Below are 20001 nucleotides of genomic sequence, written 5' to 3' on the forward strand. Positions count from 1 at the left end.
CGGCCGGCCCGCCGCGCCGGCGCGCGAGCGCCGCTCTGGGCCCCAGCGCCAAACTGACGTAAGGTCATGCGAGGGCGCGCGGCGCCGCGACGGAGCTCATCCCATGACCGCCAACCGGTGCGTGCTCGCCGGGATCGTGACCTATCACCCCGATCCGTTCGAACTCACCCGGCTCGTCGGGCGGATCGCGCCCCAGGTCGAGGAGATCCTGATCGTCGCCAATTCCGACCTGCCGGACGCCCTCGCGGCGCAACTCGGCGAGGTGTCCGGGCCGACGCCGCTGCGCGTGCGGCGCGCCGCGGGCAACGAGGGGCTCGGCGCCGCCTATAACGGGCTCGCCTCGCGGGCGCGGGCGGGCGGGTTCGGCTTCGTGCTCCTCCTCGACCAGGACAGCCTGCCCGGGCCGGGCTGCGTCGCCGCCCTGCGGGCCGGGTTCGCGGCGCTCGAGGCGGCGGGCGAGCGGCCGGCCCTGCTGGGGCCGCGGCCGGTCGGGCCGGGCGGCGCGCCCCTGAAGGCGCCGCCCCCGCTCGCCGGCCGCGCGGCGGAGGGCCGCCTCGTCCCGGTGGCCTTCGCGATCTCGTCCGGATCGCTGATCCGCCGCGAGGCCCTCGACGCGGTCGGCCCGTTCCGCAGCGACTTCTTCATCGACGGGATCGACGTCGAGTGGTGCCTGCGGGCCGCCGCCGCCGGGTTCACGGTCTGGCGGGCGGAGGACGAGCCGATGGCGCACGCCCTCGGGCGCGGGGTGATCCGGCTCCCCTTCGGGCTGCGTCTCGCCGACCAGCCGCCCGCGCGCGTCTACACGGCGATCCGCAACCAGCTCGCGCTGCTGCGGCTCGCCCACGTGCCGGCGCGCCTCAAGGCCCGGATGCTGCTGGCCCTGCCGCTCCGGATCGCCGCCTACCTGGTCCGGGCGCGGGCCTCGCGCGAGATCCGCTCGGCGCTCTGGTGCGCGGTGCGGGACGGCGCGACCCTCCGGCTCGGGCCCCCGGGCCGCCGGTTCCGGCCCGCGCCGGCCGGGCACCGGGTCGCGGCGGGCGGCCGCGCCGGGCAGCCGCGCCGGTCCTGACGCGGGCTACACGTCGAGGTTGGCGACGTTCAGCGCATTCTCCTGGATGAACTCGCGGCGCGGCTCGACCACGTCGCCCATCAGCTTCACGAACAGGTCGTCGGCGTCGGTCGTGTCCTTGACCTTGACCTGCAGCAGCGAGCGCACGTCGCGGTCGAGGGTCGTCTCCCAGAGCTGCTGGGCGGTCATCTCGCCCAGGCCCTTGTAGCGCTGGAGCTGGAGGCCCTTGCGGCCGAGCGCCATCGTGGTCTCGAACAGGGCCACGGGGCCGTGCAGCACGACCTCCTCGCCCTTGCGCTGCAGGGTGACCGGCGCGTCGTAGATCTGGCGCAGGGAATCCGTGCGCTCGTCGAGGCGGCGGGCCTCCTGCGAGGAGATCAGCGCCTCGTCGAGCACCGCCACCTGCCGCACGCCGCGCAGGGTCCGCGACAGGACGTAGCCGCCGGCCCGCGCCTCGCCCTCCCAGCCGCGCTCGATCTCGTCCGAGAGGGCGTTGAGCCGCCGGGCGACCTCGTCGGCCACGACCTCCGCCTCGGCCGGGTTCTCGGCCAGCGCCGGGCGCAGCGCCCCGGCGATCGCCGCCTGCTCGACCACGGTGCGGTCGTAGCGGGTGTGGAGCCCGTGCAGGATGGTGCGCACCCCGCGCGCCTCGTCGACCAGCGCCTTGAGCTGCGGACCCGCGAAGGCGACGCCGGTGGCGAGCCGCAGGGAGGCGCCCTCGACGCCGCCGTCGATCAGGTAATCCTCCAGCGCGCGCTCGTCCTTCAGGTAGAGGTGCGAGCGCCCCTTCGAGGCTTTGTAGAGCGGCGGCTGCGCGATGTAGAGGTGCCCGCGCTCGATCAGCTCCGGCATCTGCCGGAAGAAGAAGGTGAGCAGCAGGGTGCGGATGTGCGAGCCGTCGACGTCCGCGTCCGTCATGATGATGATGCGGTGGTAGCGCAGCTTGTCGGGGTTGAACTCCTCGCGGCCGATGCCGGTGCCGAGCGCCGTGATCAGCGTCCCGATCTCCTGGCTCGACAGCATCTTGTCGAAGCGGGCGCGCTCGACGTTGAGGATCTTGCCGCGCAGCGGCAGCACCGCCTGGAAGGTGCGGTCGCGGCCCTGCTTGGCCGAGCCGCCGGCCGAGTCACCCTCGACGAGCAGGATCTCGCACTTCGACGGGTCGCGCTCCTGGCAATCGGCGAGCTTGCCCGGCAGCGAGGCGATGTCGAGGGCGCCCTTGCGGCGGGTGAGCTCGCGGGCCTTGCGGGCGGCCTCGCGGGCGGCGGCGGCCTCGGCCACCTTGCCCACGATGGTGCGCGCCTCGCCCGGATTCTCCTCCAGCCAGTTCGACAATCCCTCGCCGAGCACCGCCTCGACGACCGGGCGGACCTCGGAGGAGACCAGCTTGTCCTTGGTCTGCGAGGAGAATTTCGGGTCCGGCACCTTCACCGAGATGATCGCGGTCAGGCCCTCGCGGCAATCGTCGCCCGTGAGCGTGACCTTCTCCTTCTTGGCGATGCCGGAGGATTCGGCGTAGCCGGTGATCTGGCGCGTCAGCGCCGCCCGGAACCCCGCCATGTGGGTGCCGCCGTCCCGCTGCGGGATGTTGTTGGTGAAGGGCAGCACCGTCTCGTGATAGCTGTCGTTCCACCACAGGGCGACTTCGACGCTGATCCCGTCGCGCTCGGCGCGGACCACCACCGGCTTGGCGACGAGCGGCGTCTTGGTGCGGTCGAGGTAGCGCACGAAGGCCTCGACGCCGCCCTCGTAGACCAGTTCCTCGCGCTTGTGCTCGGCGTGGCGGGCGTCGGTCAGCACGATGCGCACGCCCGAATTCAGGAAGGCGAGTTCGCGCAGGCGCTTCTCCAGCGTCGCGTAGTCGAACTCGACCATCGAGAAGGTCTCGGTCGAGGGCAGGAAGGTGACCTCGGTGCCGCGCCGGTCCCCGGCCGGGCCGACGACGGCGAGCGGCGCCACCGCGTCGCCGTGGCGGAACTCCATCGCGTGCTCCTGGCCGCCGCGCCAGATGCGCAGGCGCAGCCAGGTCGAGAGCGCGTTCACCACCGAGACGCCGACCCCGTGCAGGCCGCCCGAGACCTTGTAGGAGTTCTGGTCGAACTTCCCGCCCGCGTGGAGCTGGGTCATGATGACCTCGGCGGCCGAGACCCCCTCCTCCGCGTGGATGTCGGTGGGAATGCCGCGGCCATTGTCCGAGACCGTGCAGGAGCCGTCCGGGTTGAGCGTCACGGTCACCAGCGTGGCGTGGCCGGCCAGGGCCTCGTCGATGGCGTTGTCGACGACCTCGTAGACCATGTGGTGCAGGCCCGAGCCGTCGTCGGTGTCGCCGATATACATGCCGGGCCGCTTGCGCACCGCGTCGAGGCCCTTGAGGACCTTGATGGAATCGGCGCCGTAGGTGTCGGGGGTCAGATCGCGGGCGGGTTCGGCCATGTCGGTTCCTGATCGGGCGGGCGCCGGGGGCGTGGGACGCCGGAAGGGGGAGCGCCGCCGCAACAATTGTCGAGTCTTAGATAAGCATTCCGCGTTGAGATTGCACCGGTTTCGGGCGCCGCAGGGGCGCCCGGACCGGTATCGCAATCCCCGGTTAAGGGGGCGGAAATTCAGGCCCTGAGGCCGCCCCGGCTCGCCGCGTCGAGGCGCGCGACGGCGGCCGGGTCGAGGGTGAGCCGCGCCCCGGCGATCAGCTCGTCGAGCTGGGCCACCGAGGTGGCGCTGGCGATCGGCGCGGTGAGGCCGGGCCGCGCCACCAGCCAGGCGATCGCGACCTGCGCGGGCGTGGCGCCGTGCGCCTGCGCGACCGCGTCGAGCTCGCGCAGGAGCGCGAAGCCCTTCGGGGTGAGGTAGGGCGAGACGCGCCCCTCGCGGGCGCGGCCGGCGGCGGCCCCCGCCGCGCGATACTTGCCGGTCAGGAAGCCGGCCGCCAGGGAAAAGTAGGAGATCACGCCGATCCCCTCCCGGCGGCAGAGCGGCTCCAGCTCCGCCTCGTAGCCGCGCTCGGCGAGGCTGTATTCCGGCTGCAGGCACTCGTAGCGCGGCAGGCCGGTCCGGGCCGCGACGGCGAGGGCCTCCCGCAGCCGCGCGGCGGAGAAGTTGGAGGCGCCGATCGCCGTCACCTTGCCGGCCCGGATCAGCCGGTCGTAGGCGCCGAGCGTCTCCTCGATCGGCGTCTCGGGATCGTCCTCGTGGGACTGGTAGAGGTCGATGCGGTCGGTGCGCAGGCGGCGCAGCGATTCCTCGACGGCGCGCGCGATGGAGGCGCCGCTCAGGCCCTTGCGGGCCTCGCCCGCCGGGCCCTCCCCCATGTCCATGCCGACCTTGGTGGCGAGCACGATGCGGTCGCGGCAGCCGCGCGATTCCATCCAGCGCCCGAGGATCGTCTCGGATTCGCCGCCGGCGTGGCCCGGCACCCAGCGCGAGTAGACGTCGGCGGTGTCGATGAAGGTGAAGCCCTGGTCGAGCAGCCGGTCGAGGATGGCGAAGGAGGTCGGCTCGTCCGCGGTCCAGCCGAGGACGTTGCCGCCGAAGCAGAGCGGCGGGACGGAGAGGCCCGAGCGGCCGAGGGGACGAAGCTCCATGGGGCGAAGGCTCACTGAAGGAAGGGGTTGTCGAGGCGCTCCTGGCCGATCGTGCTCGTCGGCCCGTGGCCGGGGATGAGGACGACGTCGTCGCCGAGCGGCAGGAGCTTGGTCTTGATCGAGGCGATCAGCGCGGCGTGGTCGCCGCCCGGCAGGTCGGTCCGGCCGACCGAGCCGCGGAACAGGACGTCGCCCACCTGGGCGAAGCGCGCCTCGCGGCTCACCAGCACGACGCTGCCGGGGGAGTGGCCGGGGCAGTGCAGCACGTCGAAGGAGAGGTCCCCGACCGTCACCACGTCCCCCTCGGCGAGCCAGCGGTCCGGGGTGACGGCGCGCGCGCCCTCGATGCCGTAGGCGGCGCCGGTCCCGGGCAGCCGGTCGAGGAGCGGCTTGTCGGCCTCGTGCGGCCCCTCGATGGTGACGCCGAGGCGCTCGCGCAGCTCCGCGGCCCCGCCCGCATGGTCGATGTGGCCGTGGGTGAGCAGGATCTTCTCCACCGTGACGCCGGCCTTCTCGATCGCGGCGAGGATCCGGTCGAGGTCGCCCCCGGGATCGATCACGGCGGCGCGCTTGGTCGCCTCGCACCAGAGCAGGGTGCAGTTCTGCTGGAAGGGCGTGACCGGGATGATGGCGGCGCGGGGCGTGCTCGGCATGGAGATCCGTCGGCGGAGATGGCTCCCGGTCTTTTAGCCGAGAAGCTGACGCGGAGCACCTCGCGTGGCAAGGCGCCCGGCAAGGCGCCCGGCAAGGCGCCCGGCAAGGCGCCCGGCAAGGCGCCCGGAAAGACGCCCGGCAAGGCGCCCGGAAAGACGCCCGCAAGGCCGCCTCGCGGCGCCCCGAGGCCGCCCGGCCCCGGCCACCGCCACCGATCCTGGAAATTTCGCGGCCGCGAACGATCGTCGGTTGTCAATCGTCGTCGCTCGCAGTAGGTTCTCCTAGTCGTAACCTTAGGTAAGTCTCACCAACACGGAACAACTTCGGCGTTTGTGTGCACACGATATGTCACGCCATCGCTGGATTCTTGCTTCAGTGTGAGAATGAAATCTACAATATTTGGCTGGCAATATCCAGATCCGGGACGAAATAATCACCTGGATCGAATATGAACGCAATCATTCTCGCAGGAAAACCTATTTCTGCGATGAAGAGAGATCGTTCGTCTGCAAAAGGCTGGAAGATCATGGCGGAGAAACTTGACATGACGGCGACCCGGCGTGAGGTGATCGCAGGCGGAGTGGCGGCGGGCATGATCGCGGCGACGGGCGGGGCGGATGCGCAGGTGCTGCGCCCGCGCCTGCGCCCGGACCTGGCCTCGCCGACCGGAAAGAAGATGCTCGCGCTCTACGCCGCCGCCGTGCAGGCGATGCAGGACCCGGCGATCAACTACCCGCCGCAGCCGCAGAGCTGGACCTTCCAGTCCTACATCCACGCCGTGCCGGCCAATCCCTTCGACCCGGCCTTTTCCGGAGGGCTCCCGTCCGGCACGCCCGCGCTGAAGACCCGCATCGACGAGATCTACGGCAACCCGCCCGCCGGCAGCCCGGCCGCCGCCTGGAAGGAGGCGGCGCTGAAGTGCTGGGGCACCTGCACGCATGCGAGCCCCTATTTCGCGACCTGGCATCGCTGGTACATGTACTACTTCGAGCGCGTGTGCCGGGTGATGTGCAAGGATCCGAACTTCCTGCTGCCCTACTGGAATTACGGTTCCGGTCCGAACGCGACGCTGCAGCTTCCGCCGGGGTTCCGGAACCAGGACTATCCCTCGCTGATGTTCGACGACCGCGGGGTCGGCTTCTCCACCCCGCAGGGCGACGGCGCGCAGAACGTCGCCATGAACGCGGGCGGCTACATGCCGTTCTCCCTCATCAACTACATCCCGGCCCTCTCCACCAAGGAGATGTTCCCCTCCGACACCAATGCGATCCCCATGGGTCCGTCGCAGCCGGGCTACGCCGCGCTCGGCATGACCGGGCGGCTCGAGAACGCGCCGCACGACATGGTGCACCTCGGCGTGGGCGGGTGGATGGGCAACATCCCCTCGGCGGCGGGCGATCCGATCTTCTTCGTCCACCATTGCCAGGTCGACCGGCTCTACGCCTCCTGGGAGGCGCTGCCCGGCTCGACCTACAATTGGGGCGACCTGCCCATGCAGCCGAGCGAGTCGACCTGGAAGGATCAGCCGGCCTGGTTCGTGGACGGGTCCGGCGACCTCGTCCGGGTTCGACTCGGCGACGCGATCGACACGGCCAAGCTCGGCTACGGCTACGACACGCTGGTCAAGCCGTCGCCGGTCCAGGTCGCGGCGCTCTCCCCGAGCGCCGCGCCGCGGCCTGCCCCCGCGATCGTGGAGGCCGCGATGCGCACGAAGGCTTTCGCGGTCGGGGCCGGCGGCGCCACCGTGACCTTCGCCCCGGAGCCGGGCGCGGCGGGAGTCGAGCCCCGCGCCGCGAGCCCCGTCGCGCGCGACGGCGGGTCCGCCACGCTCGTCCTCGAAGGCGTGAGGCTGCGGCGGCGCCCGCCGGCCCCCCTCAGCGTCTTCGTGAACCTGCCCAAGGGCACGGCGCCGCAGCTCAACGACCCCTACTACGTGACCACCCTCAACTTCTTCAACTTCGACCTCGCCACGGGCCTGCCGATCGCCCACGGGCACGGGACGGGGCACGCGGACCACGCCGCCCCGGCGCGGGCCGACCTGCGCATCGAGGTGGGCGCGATCCTGGCGGCCCAGGAGGCGAAGGGGCTCTGGGACCGCGGACCGATCACCGTGACGATCACCACGCTCGGCGCCGACAGCGTGGGCGAGGCGACCTACGTCACCTTCGACGGCGCCACCCTGACGCCCTGAGCGCGGGCGGCGCGAGGCGGATCGCCCCCACCTGCGCGGGGGTCGATCTCCTCGACGGCGCCGGTCCCCCGGGAGGGCCGGATGGCTGCAGCGTCCCGGCCGCCCGGTCGCGGGTCAGGCGCCGGGCGGCGAGCCGCCCGCTTGAGCGACGGGACGATCCGGGTCGCTCGGGGCGCGCCGCGACAGCCACCAGCCCTCCCCGGCGAGCCACGCCTCGTCGTCGGGCACCGGTCCGCGGCGCAGGCTGCGCACCCGCTCCATCCCGCCCCCGGCCAGGGCGGCGGCGAGGCGGCGCTCGCCCTCGGGGCTGCGGGCCCCCAGGCAGGGCACGAAGCGGGTGCGCGACAGGAAGCGCGCGTCGAGGATCTCGGCGGGTGCGCCCGGGCCGCGGCGGCCCGCGAGCAGGAGCCCGCCCCAGCCCCGGTCGGGAGTCAGCGGCACGATCAGGCGCCCGGTCTCCGAGAGGGCGTCGAGCCACGGGGCGAGCGGCTCGGTCGCGCCCGCATTGACGACGATGAGGTCCGCCTCCGGCAGCGCCCCCTCCGTCCCGGAGCGGGCCTGCACGCGCACCTGGGGATAGGCGGACAGGGCCGCGGCGGCCATCCGGGCCAGGCTCGGCTCGATCTCGTAGGCCTCGACGCGGCCTCCGGGCCCGACCAGTTCGGCCAGGATCGCCGTGTAGTAGCCGCCCCCGGCGCCCACCTGCACCACCCGCTCGCCCGGGCGCGGCGCCGCCGCCGCGAGCGCGGTCGCGTGCAGGCTCGGCTCGCCGTTGTTGATGCCCTCCTCCGGGAGCAGCGACACCAGCACGTCGCGGTAGAGCCCGGCCGGATCCCCGGCCGGCACCCACTCGATCCCCTCTTCGCCCATCACCCGCCAGGGTCCGGGCCCGCAGAAGGCCTCCCGCGGCACGGTCGCGAAGGCGCGGATCAGGGCGGGATCGCGGGTCCCCGCGCGGGCCGCGACGGCGGCCGCGTAGGTGGCGCGCGGGCGGCTCAGGTCGGCCATCGCGGAGCCCTTCTGCTCGGTGGTGCGGCAGCCTAGAGCATTTTCCGACGAAGTGGATGCCGGTTCGTCGCAGAAAATCCGGCAAGATCAAAGATCTAGAGCGGCACCCGGTTGCAACGTGATCGGGTGCCGCTCTGGAGGCTGTTCGGGACCGGAAACAGGATTCGTGTCGCGCCGGCGACGTCCGGGCCGCCGGGAGGCCCGCTCGCGGCCGCACGCGGCTCCTGCCCGGCGCCCAATCCGGCCCGCGCAACGCCTGTCCGCGGGCCATCGCAGCCTCCCGACCCGCGGGACCCGACCTTAAAAGGGCCGCGTTGTACAGGTCCCCTTCAGGTCCCCGGCCGTTTCCTGCCGCGTCAGCCCTGACCGGCCGGGCGCAAGGTCCATGAACGCGATCCTCATCAAGCTCTTCGCCACCGCGCTGACGCTCAGCCAGGCGACCACCCGGCCGGAGGCGATCCGCACCCAGTTCGATCCCGCCAAGGACGGGCCCGAGGTGGTGCGCATCCTGCGCGACGGCTGCGCCCACATGCGCAAGGCCTTCGACATCGAGGACATCAACCTCGACGACCTGATCTCGACCGCGATGGAGGACCCCAAGGCGATCGCGGGCGAGGCCAAGATCCTGCACGGCCTCGACATCGGCGAACTCAACACGAGCTACAAGCAGTTCTGCAAGAACGAGAACCCGCCCAACGCCCCCTTCGAGGCGAAGGCCGTGATCGAGTTCTACAACAGGGCGGTGGAGGGCCTGCCCGACGCGAGCGCGCTCAAGACCCTCCGGCTGCCGGGCGTGAGCACGATCCTGGACGGGCGCGGCAATCGCTTCTCGGAGACCGCCGAGCCGAACGGGCGGCGCATCGCCGTGCCGATCACCCAGATCCCCGTGCTGGTCCAGAAGGCCTTCATCGCCGCCGAGGACAAGCGCTTCGAGAGCCACAGGGGCATCGACGAGCGCGGGGTGATCCGGGCCTTCATCGGCAACCTCGCCTCGCCGGGCCGGCCGGCGGGCGGCTCCACCATCACCCAGCAGGTGGTGAAGAACCTGTCGGTGGGCGACGACGTCACCTACGAGCGCAAGATCCGCGAGATGATCGTGGCGGTCCGCGCCGAGCAGGTGATGACGAAGCCCGAGATCCTCGGCCTCTACCTGAACGGGATCTATCTGGGCCGCGGCGCCTACGGGGTCGAGATGGCCGCGCGCAGCTACTTCGGCAAGTCGGTCAAGGACCTGACCGTGCCGGAGGCGGCCCTGCTCGCGGGCATGCCGAAGGGACCGAACTACTACAGCCCCGACAAGTATCCCGACCGCGCCCGCGAGCGGCGCGCCTACGTCCTCTCCCGCATGAAGGAGGAGGGCGTGATCGACGAGGCGGCGATGAACGAGGCGCTGCGGAGCGACCTCGGCCTCGTGCCGCTGGAGCGCACGCGCCAGGAGGCCGGCTTCTACTACGTCGACCATCTCGGCCGCGAGGCGCGCTCCCTCGCCGGCCTCGACGCGCTCACCGCCAACGCCTACACGGTGCGCACGACGCTCAATGCCGGGCTTCAGACCGCGACCGAGTCGATCCTCCAGGACGCGCTGGCGCGCTACGAGGCGGCGACCGGCCGCTCCCGCTTCGAGGGGCCGGAATTCAACCTCGCGGACGCGGTCAAGCGCATCGAGGCCGCCGCCGCGCCGGCCGCGGCGGCACCGCCCGAGCCGGCGCCCGCCGCGCAGCAGGCCGGCGGCCCGGCCAGCGGCGGCGGTCCGGCCAGCGGCGGCGGCCCGGCCAAGGGCGGACCGGCCAAGGGCGGCAAGGCCGCGAAGGCGCCGGCGAGGCCGGCCGGGCCCAAACCGGCCTGGCAGCGTGCGCTCGAGAGCGCCCGCGCGCCGCTCTACGACGTGCACTGGCCCCTCGCCGTGGTGCTCGACACCGGCGCCAAGGGCGCGGCGCCCCGCGTCGGCCTCGCGGACGGGCGCGTCGCCAGCCTCAATCCGGGCCTCGCCCGGGGCCGGCTCGCCCCCTACGACGTGGTGCGGGTCGCCCTTCGGGAGGGAAAGGGCGCGCCGCGGGCCGACCTGCGCGTCCGCCCCCAGGTCCAGGGCGCGGCCGTGGTGCTGGAGAACCGAACCGGGCGCATCCTCGCCATGGCGGGCGGCTTCTCCTACCCGCTGAGCCAGCTCAACCGGGTGACCCAGAGCGTCCGCCAGCCGGGCTCGACCCTCAAGCCGCTCACCTACCTGGCGGCGCTCAATGCCGGGCTGCAGCCCAACACGCTGGTGATGGACGCGGCCGTGACGCTGCCGCCGATCGGCGGGGTCGGCCAGTCCTGGTCGCCCAAGAACTACGAGGGCGGCGGCTCCGGCCCGACCACGCTGCGGCGCGGCCTGGAGCACTCGAAGAACCTCGTCACCGCCCAGCTCCTGCGCGGCGGCATCGCCGAGCGGCCGGAGCAGAGCCTGAAGCGGGTCTGCGACATCGCCCTCGAAGCCCAGCTCTACGCCGAGTGCGAGCGCTACTACCCGTTCGTGCTCGGCGCCCAGCCGGTGCGGATGATCGACCTCGCGGCCTTCTACGCGGCCATCGCCAACGAGGGCGAGCGGCCGAGCCCCTACGCCCTCGAATCGGTCGCGCAGGGCGAGACCTCCGTCTACCGGCACGCGGAGCGCCCGCTCGCCCGCATCGGCTCGGCCGACCGGGTCGCCTTCTACCAGATCAAGAGCCTGCTCCAGGGCGTGACCCAGCGCGGCACGGCGGCGGCCCTCGCGCGCTTCGCCCCCTACGTGGCCGGCAAGACCGGCACCTCGGAGGACGAGAACGACGCCTGGTTCGCGGGCTTCACCAACGAGATCACCATCGTGGTCTGGATCGGCTACGACAACGCGGATGGCCGGCGCCGCACGCTCGGGCGCGGCCAGACCGGCGGGCACCTCGCCGTGCCGGTCTTCGCCCAGATCCTCCAGGCCGCCTGGGCGAACGGGGTGCCGAAATCACCCCTCGCCCCGCCGAGCCCGGAGGCGCGGCGCCTGATCGCGGACGCGCCGATCGACCTCTATTCCGGCAGCCGGGTGGCGGGGGGCGGCTTCATGGAGCATTTCCGCCTGCAGCCCGACGGACGCCTCGCCGACACCCGGTTCAGCCTCGTGCCGCAGGAATCGGTCTACGCCATGCGGCCGGACGTCGACCAGGACGGCGACGTGGTGGATGGCGGCCGGCCCGAGGACGCCAACCCGTTCGACGAGCCGCGGCGGCGGGACGAGGCGCGGCGTCCGGCGGACGTGCGGCAGCCGGACGACGACCGCTACGACCCGTTCGGGGAGATCGGGCGGCAGCTCTTCGGCGGCCCGCCGCCGATCCGCCGGGCGCAGCCGGTGCCGGCCCCCGAGCCGATCTGGCCGGGCCCCTCGGCCCGCTCGCCCTTCGGCGACGACGACGGCTACCGCCGGCCGCGCCGCCGCGATCCCGACTATCTCTTTGGGGAAGATCCGACCTATTGACGGTGCGGCCCCCCGGCCCCCGAATCTCAAGGAAGTCCCGCCCGTGCGTCACAGCCTCACGGCCCGCCTCCGCGTCGCCGCGCCCCTTCTCGTCGCCCTGACGGCGACGCCGGTCCTCGCCCAGTACCGCACCAAGGACGTGCCGAGCCTCGCGGGCCTCGATGCCGGGGGGATCGCCCCGAACACGATCCTGTTCACCGATCACCGGGACAACCCGTCGAGCCCCGAGAGCGGCCTCACCCCCTTCGCCGAGTGGAGCCGCAACCAGCCGGTGCAGAAGGCGATCCTCTCGCCCTACCCGGACTACGTCGAGCCCGACTACAAGGTGACGGTGAACGGGACCACCAAGGCGCGGCACGAGGCGCTGAAAGTCTACCTCGCCGAGGCGCGCTTCGTGGTGCCGCGCCCGGCCGACCGCATCGACCTCAAGCGCTTCGCCTCGCTCGGCTTCCTCGGCCGGATGGATCCGGCGATCAAGCACAGGGCCCTCAACCCGGCCGACGCGACGCCGACCAGGGACCCGGCGGCCGCCTTCGCGCGCCGGCCCGACCGGCCGTGGTGCGCGGCGCCCGACACGCTCTGCATCGAGTCGCGCTACGACCTGGAGGGCAAGCTGCCGCTCGGGGTCAAGCTCGCCAACAAGCTGGAGGAGGGCGGCAAGAAGATCGCCGAGTTCGTCTCGTTCCAGAGCGAATTGCGGGTCCTGCCGCCCGAGGAGGCGGGGAAGCTCGCGAGCCTCACCCGGATCGACGCTCCGGTGGCGGGCGCGATGGAGCAGAACATCTTCTGGGTGAACCAGATCCTGCGCTTCGGCAAGTTCCTGGCGGTGCTGCAGCCCGCCGCGGGCGATCCGGGCAAGACGGTGGTGACGGCCACCATGGCGCTCGGCATCAAGGCGGACGTGCTCGACCGCAAGAAGGAGTACGAGCGCGTCCCGGTGCTGCGCAACCTGCTGCCGGCCCAGGTGCTGATGGGGAATTCCTCCTTCAACACCGGCAACTCGATCAGCGCGGGCCTGCCGACCTACGCCCGCAACCGCATCGCGGCGTTCGCGGACGCGCTCGCCAAGGAGTGATCGGTCCCCCGCATCATGCGCCGAAGCGGCCCCGGGTTCGGCGGCGAACCGAAGGTCCGCGTCAGCGAAACATGATGCGAAAACCGAATGAGGCAGACTCGCGTCAGGCGATTCTGCCGAGCGCCCGGCTCATCCGACATCCGGTTGATGGCTTCGCCATCTCCGATTTCGGCCATGCGGATGTCGGCTTCGCTCAGGCGCCGCGCTCAGGCGCCGCGCAGGCGCGTGAGCCGGGATCCGCTTGGATCAAGCGGATCCCGGATCAGAGCCCGCGATTGCCGATGGTCGGGACGGTGGGCTGCGTGAAGGCGCGGTTGACGTCCGGCCGGCGCTGCGTGCCGTTGGTGTCGTTCGAGCGGACGTAGTTCTGGGTGCTGAAGGTCTCGCTGAAGGCGGAGCGGTCGGCTTCCATGCTGGTGCAGGCGGGGAGCAGCGCGGCCAGGGCGCCGGCGGCGAGGAGGAGCGGGAGCTTCATCGGTCGGTCCTGTGGGACGGTTCTGCCGGACGGCGAGCCGCCCTCCTCGCGGGGGAACGGGGCGCGGTCAAGGCGCGGCGCGGCGGCCGGCGCGGTTTGCCGGCGGGCGTGGCCGGGGCGCCGCGGCCGCCGGAATCCCGTGGAGAGCCGCGATTCCGTCCTGGCGCGGGGGCAGCCTTTGCGCGACATTCGGGGCCGATGAGCAATGTCGTTCCCCTGCGCGCCCGCACGGCGCCCGACGTCTCCGCCCGCGAGGTCGCCGCGGTGGTCTCCGACCTCGTGGCGATCGCCGAGCAGTTGCACGACATCGGCGCCCGCACGGCGAGCCTGGGACGGCCGCGCCCCGAGACCGAGCGCTCGGTCCAGATGCTCCTCGACGCGGTGACCTCGGTCGAGCGGGCGCTCGACGTCATCACGGATGGCGGCGACTACGCGCCGTTCTGATGCGCCGGGCTGACCGTTTCGCCGGCTGAGCGGAATCCGGGTCCGCTCCGGGGAGCGAGCGTCGGCCGGCCCCTCCCCCACCCGGTGACGCCTGCCGCGCGCTGTGCGATCAGGGGCGATCGCGGGCCGCGGCCCGCCCCCTCGCAGCGGGACATCGCATGTCGGACCTGACCCTTGACGCCGCCCAGAGCATCGTGGCGACGGCGCTCACCACCGCCCGCAGCCTCGACCTGAAGCCGCTCGCGGTGGTGGTGCTCGACGCCCGCGGCGCGCTCAAGGCCGCGTCCGTCGAGGACGGGACCAGCCTGAAGCGGGCCGAGATCGCCGCCGGCAAGGCGAACGGGGCGCTCGCCCTCGGGCTCGGCTCGCGGGCGATCGGCGCCCGGGCGGAGGCGCAGGCCTATTTCGTCGCCGCGGTGACCCACCTCGCCGGGCCGGCCGGGCTCGTCCCGGTGCCGGGCGGGGTGCTGATCAAGCGCCACGGCCACGTGATCGGCGCGGTCGGCATCTCGGGGGACACCTCGGACAACGACGAGACCGCGGCCGTGGCCGGCATCGAGGCCGCCGGGTTCGAGGCCCAGACCGGCGCCTGAGCGGGCGCCCGGCCATGCGCCCGGCCATGCGCCGCCGCGACCTCCTCGCCGCGAGCGGCGGGGCCATCCTCGGGGCCGCGGCGCGCGGCGCGCGCGCGGCCGGGCCGGCCCTCTACCGGCGCGGCAACGACGCCGATCCGGAAACCCTCGATCCGCACCGCTCCTCGACCCTCGCGGAGGCCACGATCCTCCTCGACCTCTTCGAGGGCCTGACCTGCTACGACGCGGCCGGGCGGATCGTGCCCGGGGCGGCGGAGAGCTGGACCACCTCCGAGGACGGCCTCACCTGGAGCTTCACCCTGCGCCCGGACGGGCGCTGGTCGAACGGCGACCCCGTGGTGGCGGAGGATTTCCTGGCCGGGTTCCGCCGCATCCTCGACCCGGCGACCGGCGCCAAATACGCCAACGTGCTGTTCCCGATCCGCGGGGCGGAGGCGGCGAACCGGGGCGCCGCGCCGGTGGAGCGGATCGGCGTCGCGGCGCCGGATCCGCGCCGGGTGGTGATCACGCTCGCCCAGCCGACCCCCTACCTCCTCGAACTGATGACCCATCAGGCGAGTTCGCCGATCCACCGGCCAACGCTCGCCCGGCACGGCGACGCCTTCAGCCGGCCCGGGCTGCTCGTCTCGAACGGCGCCTACCGGCTGACGGATTTCGTGCCGAACGACCGGGTCACGGCGGCGCGCAACCCGCATTTCCGCGAGGCCGGGCGCGTGCGGATCCCCGAGATCGCCTACATCCCGACCCCGGACCTCGCGGCGGCAGTGCGGCGCTTCGCGGCCGGCGAGATCGATTCCCTGAGCGATCTGCCGGCCGACCAGATCCGGGCCCTGAAGGCCCGCTTCGGCGAGCAGGTCTGGCTCGCGCCGGCGCTCGGCGTGCTGGTGCTGATGGTCAACCTGCGCCGGGCGCCGCTCGGCGACCGGCGGATCCGCCAGGCCCTGTCGCTCGCCATCGACCGGGAATTCCTGGCCGAGGCGGTCTGGGGCGAGTCGATGCTGCCGGCCTACTCGCTGACGCCGGCGGGGCTCGACAACGCCCTGCCGCCCCCCGAGATGCCGGGCCGGGACCTCTCGCCCCTGGAGCGGGAGGACCGCGCGGTGGCGCTGCTGCGCGAGGCCGGATACGGGCCGGGAGGGCGGCCGCTGCCCGTCGAGATCCGCTACAACACCACCGACAACAACCGGAACACCATGGTGGCGATCGCCGACATGTGGCAGCCGCTCGGGGTCAGCACGCGCCTCGTCAACACCGATGCCAAGACCCACTTCGCGCATCTGCGCGACGGCGGACCGTTCGACCTCGCCCGCTACGCCTGGATCGCCGATTACGCGGACCCGCAGAACTTCCTGTTCCTGGTCGAGAGCGACAATGACGGCTTCAACTCGGGCCACTACGCCAACCCGGCCTACGACGCGCTGATGCGCGAGGCGGCCGGGACCGTCGATCTCGCGCGGCGGGCCGGGCTGCTGCACCGGGCGGAGGAGGTCTTCCTCGCCGACCTGCCCTGGATCCCGCTGCTGCACTACCGGCACAAGCACATGGTCTCGCCGCGGCTGCGCGGCATCGTGCCCAACCTGCGCGGCGTCTCCCCGACCCGCTACCTCTGGCTGGACGGATGAGCGCCCCGCCCCGCGGGGGCCCGCCCCGATGACCGGCTTCGTGCTGCGCCGCCTCGCCCAGGCGGTCCCGACCCTGTTCCTGGTCGTGACCCTGTCCTTCTTCCTCGCCCGGGTCGCGCCGGGCGGGCCCTTCGACCTGGAGCGGCCGCTCGCCCCCGCGGCGATGGAGAACCTGCGGCGGGTCTACGGGCTCGACCAGCCGCTCCTCGTCCAGTACGGGCGCTACCTCGCCGCGCTCCTGTCGGGGGATCTCGGACCGTCCTTCTCGGTGCGGGACATGGGCGTCGGCGACCTCCTGGCCCGGGGCCTGCCGGTGTCGATGACCCTCGGGGGGCTGGCGCTGGCGCTGGCGCTGATCGCGGGCGTCGGGCTCGGGGGGCTCGCCGCCGCGCGCCGGGGCCGCGCCCTCGACCACGCGGTGATGCTGCTCGGCACGCTCGGGCTGACCGTGCCGGGCTTCGTCGTCGCGCCGCTGCTCCAGATCGCCTTCGGGCTCGGCCTGCGCTGGCTGCCGGTCGGCGGCTGGGAGGGCGGCGCGCCGCGCCACCTCGTCCTGCCGGTGGTGACGCTCGCCCTGCCGCAGGTGGCGGTGATCGCCCGGCTCACCCGGGCCGCCCTGGCCGAGACGCTGGCGACCCCGCCGATGCGCACCCTGCGGGCGCTCGGGCTGCCGCGCCGGGTGATCGCCCTCCACGCCCTGCGGGGCGCGGCGCTGCCGGTGGTCTCCTATCTGGGCCCGACCGCGGCGGGGCTGCTCACCGGCTCGGTGGTGGTGGAGACGATCTTCGGGCTGCCCGGACTGGGCCGCGCCTTCGTGGACGGGGCGCTCAACCGCGACTACCCGCTGGTGATGGGCACGGTGGTGCTGGTGGCCTGCTTCGTGATCCTGTTCAACCTCCTGGTCGATATCGGCCTCGCCCTCCTCGACCCGCGGGTGCGCCGGGCATGAGGCCGCCGCCCGACCTCTCCCTGTGGGCCGCGGCGGCGCGGCGGCTGCGGGGCGACCCCGCGGCCCTGGCGAGCCTCGCGGTGCTGATCCTGATCGGGCTCGCCTGCGCGGCGGGGCCGCTCCTCACCGGCCACGCCTTCGGGCGCCTCTCCTACGATTACCCGCGCACGCCGCCCTCGCTGGAGGTCTATCCCCGCCCCGGGACGATCGGCCCGGCCCTGGAGCGGCTGGCCCTGCGCATGCGGGTGCGCGCGGAGGAGATCGCCCTCGAGCCCGGCGCCGTGCGGGTGACGCTCGCGGCCGACCGGCCGATCGACGCGCGGGTGCTCGGCTTCTTCGCGCGCTCCGACCTGTTCGCCCCAGCGACCCTGCTCGGGCGGGCGGAGGACGGGCGCCGCCTGTCCCTGCGGGTTCCGGTGCGCGAGACGCGCTTCCTCCTCGGCACCGACACGCTCGGGCGCGACCTCCTCACCCAGGTGCTGGTGGGCGGCCGGGTGTCGCTCGCCCTCGGGCTCCTGGCGACCGCGGTGGCGCTGGGGATCGGCGTCGCCTACGGGGCGCTCGCGGGCTATCTCGGCGGCGCGGTCGACGCCGCGATGATGCGGCTCGTCGACATCCTGTACGCGCTGCCCTTCGTGTTCTTCGTGATCCTGCTCGTCGTGGTGTTCGGCCGCTCGCTGGCGCTGGTCTTCGTGGCGGTCGGGGCGGTGGAGTGGCTCGACATGGCCCGCATCGTGCGCGGCGAGGCCCTGGCGATCCGGCGCCAGGATTACGTGCGGGCGGCCGAGGCGCTCGGGCTCGGCACGGGCGCGATCCTGCGCCGCCACGTGGTGCCGAACGCCCTCGGGCCGGTCCTGGCCTACGCGGCCCTGCTGATCCCGCGGGTGATCCTGCTGGAGAGCTTCCTGTCCTTCCTCGGGCTCGGCGTGCAGGAGCCGATGACGAGCTGGGGCGTGCTGATCGCGGACGGCGCCCGCAGCATCGAGAGCGCGCCCTGGATGCTGCTGGCGCCCGCCGCCGCGCTGGTCGCGACGCTCGTGGCCCTCACCCTCCTCGGCGACCGCCTGCGCGACGCCCTCGATCCGCGGGGCGCCTGAGGTGGCGCCGCTCCTCAGTCTCCGGGGCCTGTCGGTGGCCTACGGCGAGGGGGCGGCCCTGTCGGGCCTCGACCTGACCCTCGGGCGGGGGGAGACGCTCGCCCTCGTGGGCGAATCCGGCTCGGGCAAGAGCCAGGCGGCGCTCGCCGTGATGGGATTGCTGCCGGAGACGGCGCGGGTGACGGGCTCGGCCCTGTTCGACGGCACCGAGCTGATCGGCCTCCCCCGCCCGGATCTCGACCGCATCCGCGGCGCGCGGATCGGCATGGTGTTCCAGGAACCGATGAGCGCCCTGCCGCCGCTCTCCCCCGTCGGGCACCAGATCGCCCTGCCGCTGCGGGCGCATCGCGGGCTGACGCGCGCCCAGGCCCGCGCCCGCGCCCTCGACCTCCTGCGCCTCGTGGGGCTGCGCGACGCCGCCGCGCGGCTCGGCGCCTACCCGCACGAATTGTCGGGGGGCGAGCGCCAGCGGGTGATGATCGCCATGGCGCTCGCCTGCGAGCCCGACCTGCTGATCGCGGACGAGCCGACCACGGCGCTCGACGTCACCGTCCAGGCCCAGATCCTGGCGCTGCTGGCCGACCTCAAGGCCCGGCTCGGCCTCGCGCTCCTGTTCATCAGCCACGACCTGCGCCTGGTGCGGCGCATGGCCGAGCGCACCGCGGTGCTGCGGGGCGGGCGCCTCGTCGAGTGCGGGCCGACGGAGCGGCTCTTCGCCGAGCCGCGTGCGCCGGAGACCCGCGACCTCGTGGCGGCCGAGCCCGCCGGGCGCAAGGGCCCGGTCCCGGCCTCCTCCCCTCTGGTGCTGGAGGCGCGCGGGCTCCGCGTCGCCTATCCGGGGCGGGGCGGGCTGCTGCGGCGGGCGCCGCCGCGGGTGGCGCTCGCCGGCCTCGACCTCGCGCTCAGGGCCGGGCAGACCCTCGGGGTGGTCGGGGAATCGGGCTCGGGCAAGTCGAGCCTCGGGCGGGCGCTGCTGCGGCTGGAGCCGGCCGCGACCGGGATCGTGCGCTTCGAGGACCGGGACCTGACCGGGCTCGGCCGGGCGCAGCTGCGGCCGCTGCGGCGGGGTTTCCAGCCGGTGTTCCAGGACCCGCACGGCTCGCTCTCGCCGCGGCTCACCGCGGGGGAGATCGTGTCCGAGGGCCTGCGGGTCCACGCGCCGCGCCTGAGCGCCCGCGAGCGCGACGCGCGGGCCGCGGAGGCCTTCGCCGCGGTGCGGCTCGATCCGGACTGGCGCCACCGCTTCCCGCACGCCTTCTCGGGCGGGCAGCGGCAGCGCATCGCCATCGCGCGGGCGATGATCCTGCGGCCGCGCGTGGTGGTGCTCGACGAGCCGACCTCGGCGCTGGACCGCACGGTGCAGCGGGACATCGTCGCGCTGCTGCGCGAGTTGCAGGCGGCGCACGGCCTCGCCTACCTGTTCATCAGCCACGACCTCGCGGTGGTGCGCGCGCTCGCCGACACTTTGCTGGTCCTGCGCGACGGGCGCGAGGTCGAGCGGGGCGAGACCCTGGAGGTGCTGGCGCGCCCGCGGCAGGCCTACACCCGGGCGCTGGTCGCGGCGGCGGGGCTCGGGGAGCCCTACGCCGCCCTGCTGGTGCGACCCACGCGCCCGTTCGACTCGATGTGAGCGCCGGTCAGCCGCCGGACGGATCAGCGAAGCTGGCCAGCTGGCGTACGTCCGGAGCGGCAAGAGCAAGCTCTCGGCATCGACCAAGAACGCGCATCAATACCTTGGATCCGGAGCTTGCGCCTGAAAACCGAG

15 protein-coding genes are annotated in these 20001 nt (G+C 73.5%); 10 read left to right on the forward strand and 5 right to left on the reverse strand.

All coding sequences use genetic code 11. The annotated features are described in order from the left end of the window. The first annotated feature begins 103 nt into the window (after positions 1–103). A complete protein-coding gene (locus MET2598_RS0113700) occupies positions 104–1069 on the forward strand; it encodes a glycosyltransferase (RefSeq protein ID WP_012335035.1) in 966 nt (321 codons plus the stop codon). A 6-nt stretch (positions 1070–1075) separates the two neighbouring features. Here MET2598_RS0113700 and gyrB read toward each other — a convergent pair whose 3' ends face one another. From gyrB to MET2598_RS0113715, 3 genes are all read right to left on the reverse strand, one after another. Further along, entirely contained in the window at positions 1076–3502 is a 2427-nt protein-coding gene (gene gyrB, locus MET2598_RS0113705; RefSeq protein ID WP_012335036.1) for a DNA topoisomerase (ATP-hydrolyzing) subunit B, read from the reverse strand. A gap of 170 nt (positions 3503–3672) precedes the next feature. After that, entirely contained in the window at positions 3673–4647 is a 975-nt protein-coding gene (locus tag MET2598_RS0113710) for an aldo/keto reductase (protein ID WP_018261212.1), read from the reverse strand. An 11-nt stretch (positions 4648–4658) separates the two neighbouring features. After that, positions 4659–5300: an MBL fold metallo-hydrolase gene (locus MET2598_RS0113715; RefSeq protein ID WP_018261213.1), complete on the reverse strand. Its 642-nt coding sequence runs from the start codon at positions 5298–5300 to the stop codon at positions 4659–4661. A gap of 545 nt (positions 5301–5845) precedes the next feature. On the opposite strand from MET2598_RS0113715, the gene MET2598_RS0113720 reads away from it, so the two are divergent. Further along, the gene (locus MET2598_RS0113720; protein ID WP_018261214.1) at positions 5846–7492 is read left to right on the forward strand and encodes a tyrosinase family protein; all 1647 of its coding nucleotides are present in this window, start codon (positions 5846–5848) and stop codon (positions 7490–7492) included. Positions 7493–7606: 114 nt separating this feature from the next. Here MET2598_RS0113720 and MET2598_RS0113725 read toward each other — a convergent pair whose 3' ends face one another. Continuing rightward, the gene (locus MET2598_RS0113725; RefSeq protein ID WP_018261215.1) at positions 7607–8500 is read right to left on the reverse strand and encodes a protein-L-isoaspartate O-methyltransferase family protein; all 894 of its coding nucleotides are present in this window, start codon (positions 8498–8500) and stop codon (positions 7607–7609) included. Between the two features lie 385 nt (positions 8501–8885). Between MET2598_RS0113725 and MET2598_RS0113730 the strand changes: the two genes are divergently transcribed. Together MET2598_RS0113730 and MET2598_RS0113735 are read left to right on the forward strand one after the other, a co-directional pair. Further along, positions 8886–11981, forward strand: coding sequence for a penicillin-binding protein 1A (locus tag MET2598_RS0113730; protein WP_018261216.1), 3096 nt, complete (start codon positions 8886–8888; stop codon positions 11979–11981). A gap of 43 nt (positions 11982–12024) precedes the next feature. Next, a complete protein-coding gene (locus tag MET2598_RS0113735) occupies positions 12025–13056 on the forward strand; it encodes a hypothetical protein (RefSeq protein ID WP_012335042.1) in 1032 nt (343 codons plus the stop codon). Between the two features lie 262 nt (positions 13057–13318). Here the strand turns inward: MET2598_RS0113735 and MET2598_RS0113740 are convergent, their stop codons facing one another. Continuing rightward, the gene (locus MET2598_RS0113740; RefSeq protein WP_012335043.1) at positions 13319–13531 is read right to left on the reverse strand and encodes a hypothetical protein; all 213 of its coding nucleotides are present in this window, start codon (positions 13529–13531) and stop codon (positions 13319–13321) included. 198 nt (positions 13532–13729) lie between these two features. On the opposite strand from MET2598_RS0113740, the gene MET2598_RS0113745 reads away from it, so the two are divergent. The 6 genes from MET2598_RS0113745 (at position 13730) to MET2598_RS0113770 (ending at position 19866) form a co-directional block, all read left to right on the forward strand. Next, a complete protein-coding gene (locus MET2598_RS0113745) occupies positions 13730–13975 on the forward strand; it encodes a hypothetical protein (protein ID WP_012335044.1) in 246 nt (81 codons plus the stop codon). A 158-nt stretch (positions 13976–14133) separates the two neighbouring features. Beyond that, the gene (locus MET2598_RS0113750; RefSeq protein ID WP_012335045.1) at positions 14134–14568 is read left to right on the forward strand and encodes a GlcG/HbpS family heme-binding protein; all 435 of its coding nucleotides are present in this window, start codon (positions 14134–14136) and stop codon (positions 14566–14568) included. Positions 14569–14582: 14 nt separating this feature from the next. Then, positions 14583–16190 carry a peptide ABC transporter substrate-binding protein gene (locus MET2598_RS0113755; RefSeq protein ID WP_012335046.1) on the forward strand — a complete coding sequence of 536 codons (1608 nt, stop codon included), beginning with the start codon at positions 14583–14585 and terminating at the stop codon, positions 16188–16190. Between the two features lie 28 nt (positions 16191–16218). Further along, positions 16219–17139, forward strand: a complete 921-nt coding sequence (locus tag MET2598_RS0113760; protein WP_012335047.1) for an ABC transporter permease — start codon at positions 16219–16221, stop codon at positions 17137–17139. Then, entirely contained in the window at positions 17136–18236 is a 1101-nt protein-coding gene (locus tag MET2598_RS0113765) for an ABC transporter permease (RefSeq protein ID WP_012335048.1), read from the forward strand. Before MET2598_RS0113760 ends, MET2598_RS0113765 begins: the two co-directional genes overlap by 4 nt. 1 nt (position 18237) lies before the next feature. After that, positions 18238–19866: an ABC transporter ATP-binding protein gene (locus MET2598_RS0113770; protein ID WP_018261217.1), complete on the forward strand. Its 1629-nt coding sequence runs from the start codon at positions 18238–18240 to the stop codon at positions 19864–19866. The last annotated feature ends 135 nt before the right edge of the window (positions 19867–20001 follow it).

The organism is Methylobacterium sp. WSM2598, from assembly GCF_000379105.1.
In the GTDB taxonomy this organism is placed as follows: Bacteria; Pseudomonadota; Alphaproteobacteria; order Rhizobiales; family Beijerinckiaceae; genus Methylobacterium.

Bases quoted from the DNA above. Each gene is read 5' to 3' on its own strand.
- MET2598_RS0113755 (WP_012335046.1), top strand. From the start codon at position 14,583: ATGCGCCCGGCCATGCGCCGCCGCGACCTCCTCGCCGCGAGCGGCGGG.
- MET2598_RS0113745 (WP_012335044.1), top strand. From the start codon at position 13,730: ATGAGCAATGTCGTTCCCCTGCGCGCCCGCACGGCGCCCGACGTCTCC.
- MET2598_RS0113750 (WP_012335045.1), top strand. From the start codon at position 14,134: ATGTCGGACCTGACCCTTGACGCCGCCCAGAGCATCGTGGCGACGGCG.
- MET2598_RS0113720 (WP_018261214.1), top strand. From the start codon at position 5,846: ATGACGGCGACCCGGCGTGAGGTGATCGCAGGCGGAGTGGCGGCGGGC.
- gyrB (WP_012335036.1), bottom strand. From the start codon at position 3,502: ATGGCCGAACCCGCCCGCGATCTGACCCCCGACACCTACGGCGCCGAT.
- MET2598_RS0113725 (WP_018261215.1), bottom strand. From the start codon at position 8,500: ATGGCCGACCTGAGCCGCCCGCGCGCCACCTACGCGGCCGCCGTCGCG.
- MET2598_RS0113715 (WP_018261213.1), bottom strand. From the start codon at position 5,300: ATGCCGAGCACGCCCCGCGCCGCCATCATCCCGGTCACGCCCTTCCAG.
- MET2598_RS0113765 (WP_012335048.1), top strand. From the start codon at position 17,136: ATGAGGCCGCCGCCCGACCTCTCCCTGTGGGCCGCGGCGGCGCGGCGG.
- MET2598_RS0113700 (WP_012335035.1), top strand. From the start codon at position 104: ATGACCGCCAACCGGTGCGTGCTCGCCGGGATCGTGACCTATCACCCC.
- MET2598_RS0113730 (WP_018261216.1), top strand. From the start codon at position 8,886: ATGAACGCGATCCTCATCAAGCTCTTCGCCACCGCGCTGACGCTCAGC.
- MET2598_RS0113760 (WP_012335047.1), top strand. From the start codon at position 16,219: ATGACCGGCTTCGTGCTGCGCCGCCTCGCCCAGGCGGTCCCGACCCTG.
- MET2598_RS0113740 (WP_012335043.1), bottom strand. From the start codon at position 13,531: ATGAAGCTCCCGCTCCTCCTCGCCGCCGGCGCCCTGGCCGCGCTGCTC.
- MET2598_RS0113710 (WP_018261212.1), bottom strand. From the start codon at position 4,647: ATGGAGCTTCGTCCCCTCGGCCGCTCGGGCCTCTCCGTCCCGCCGCTC.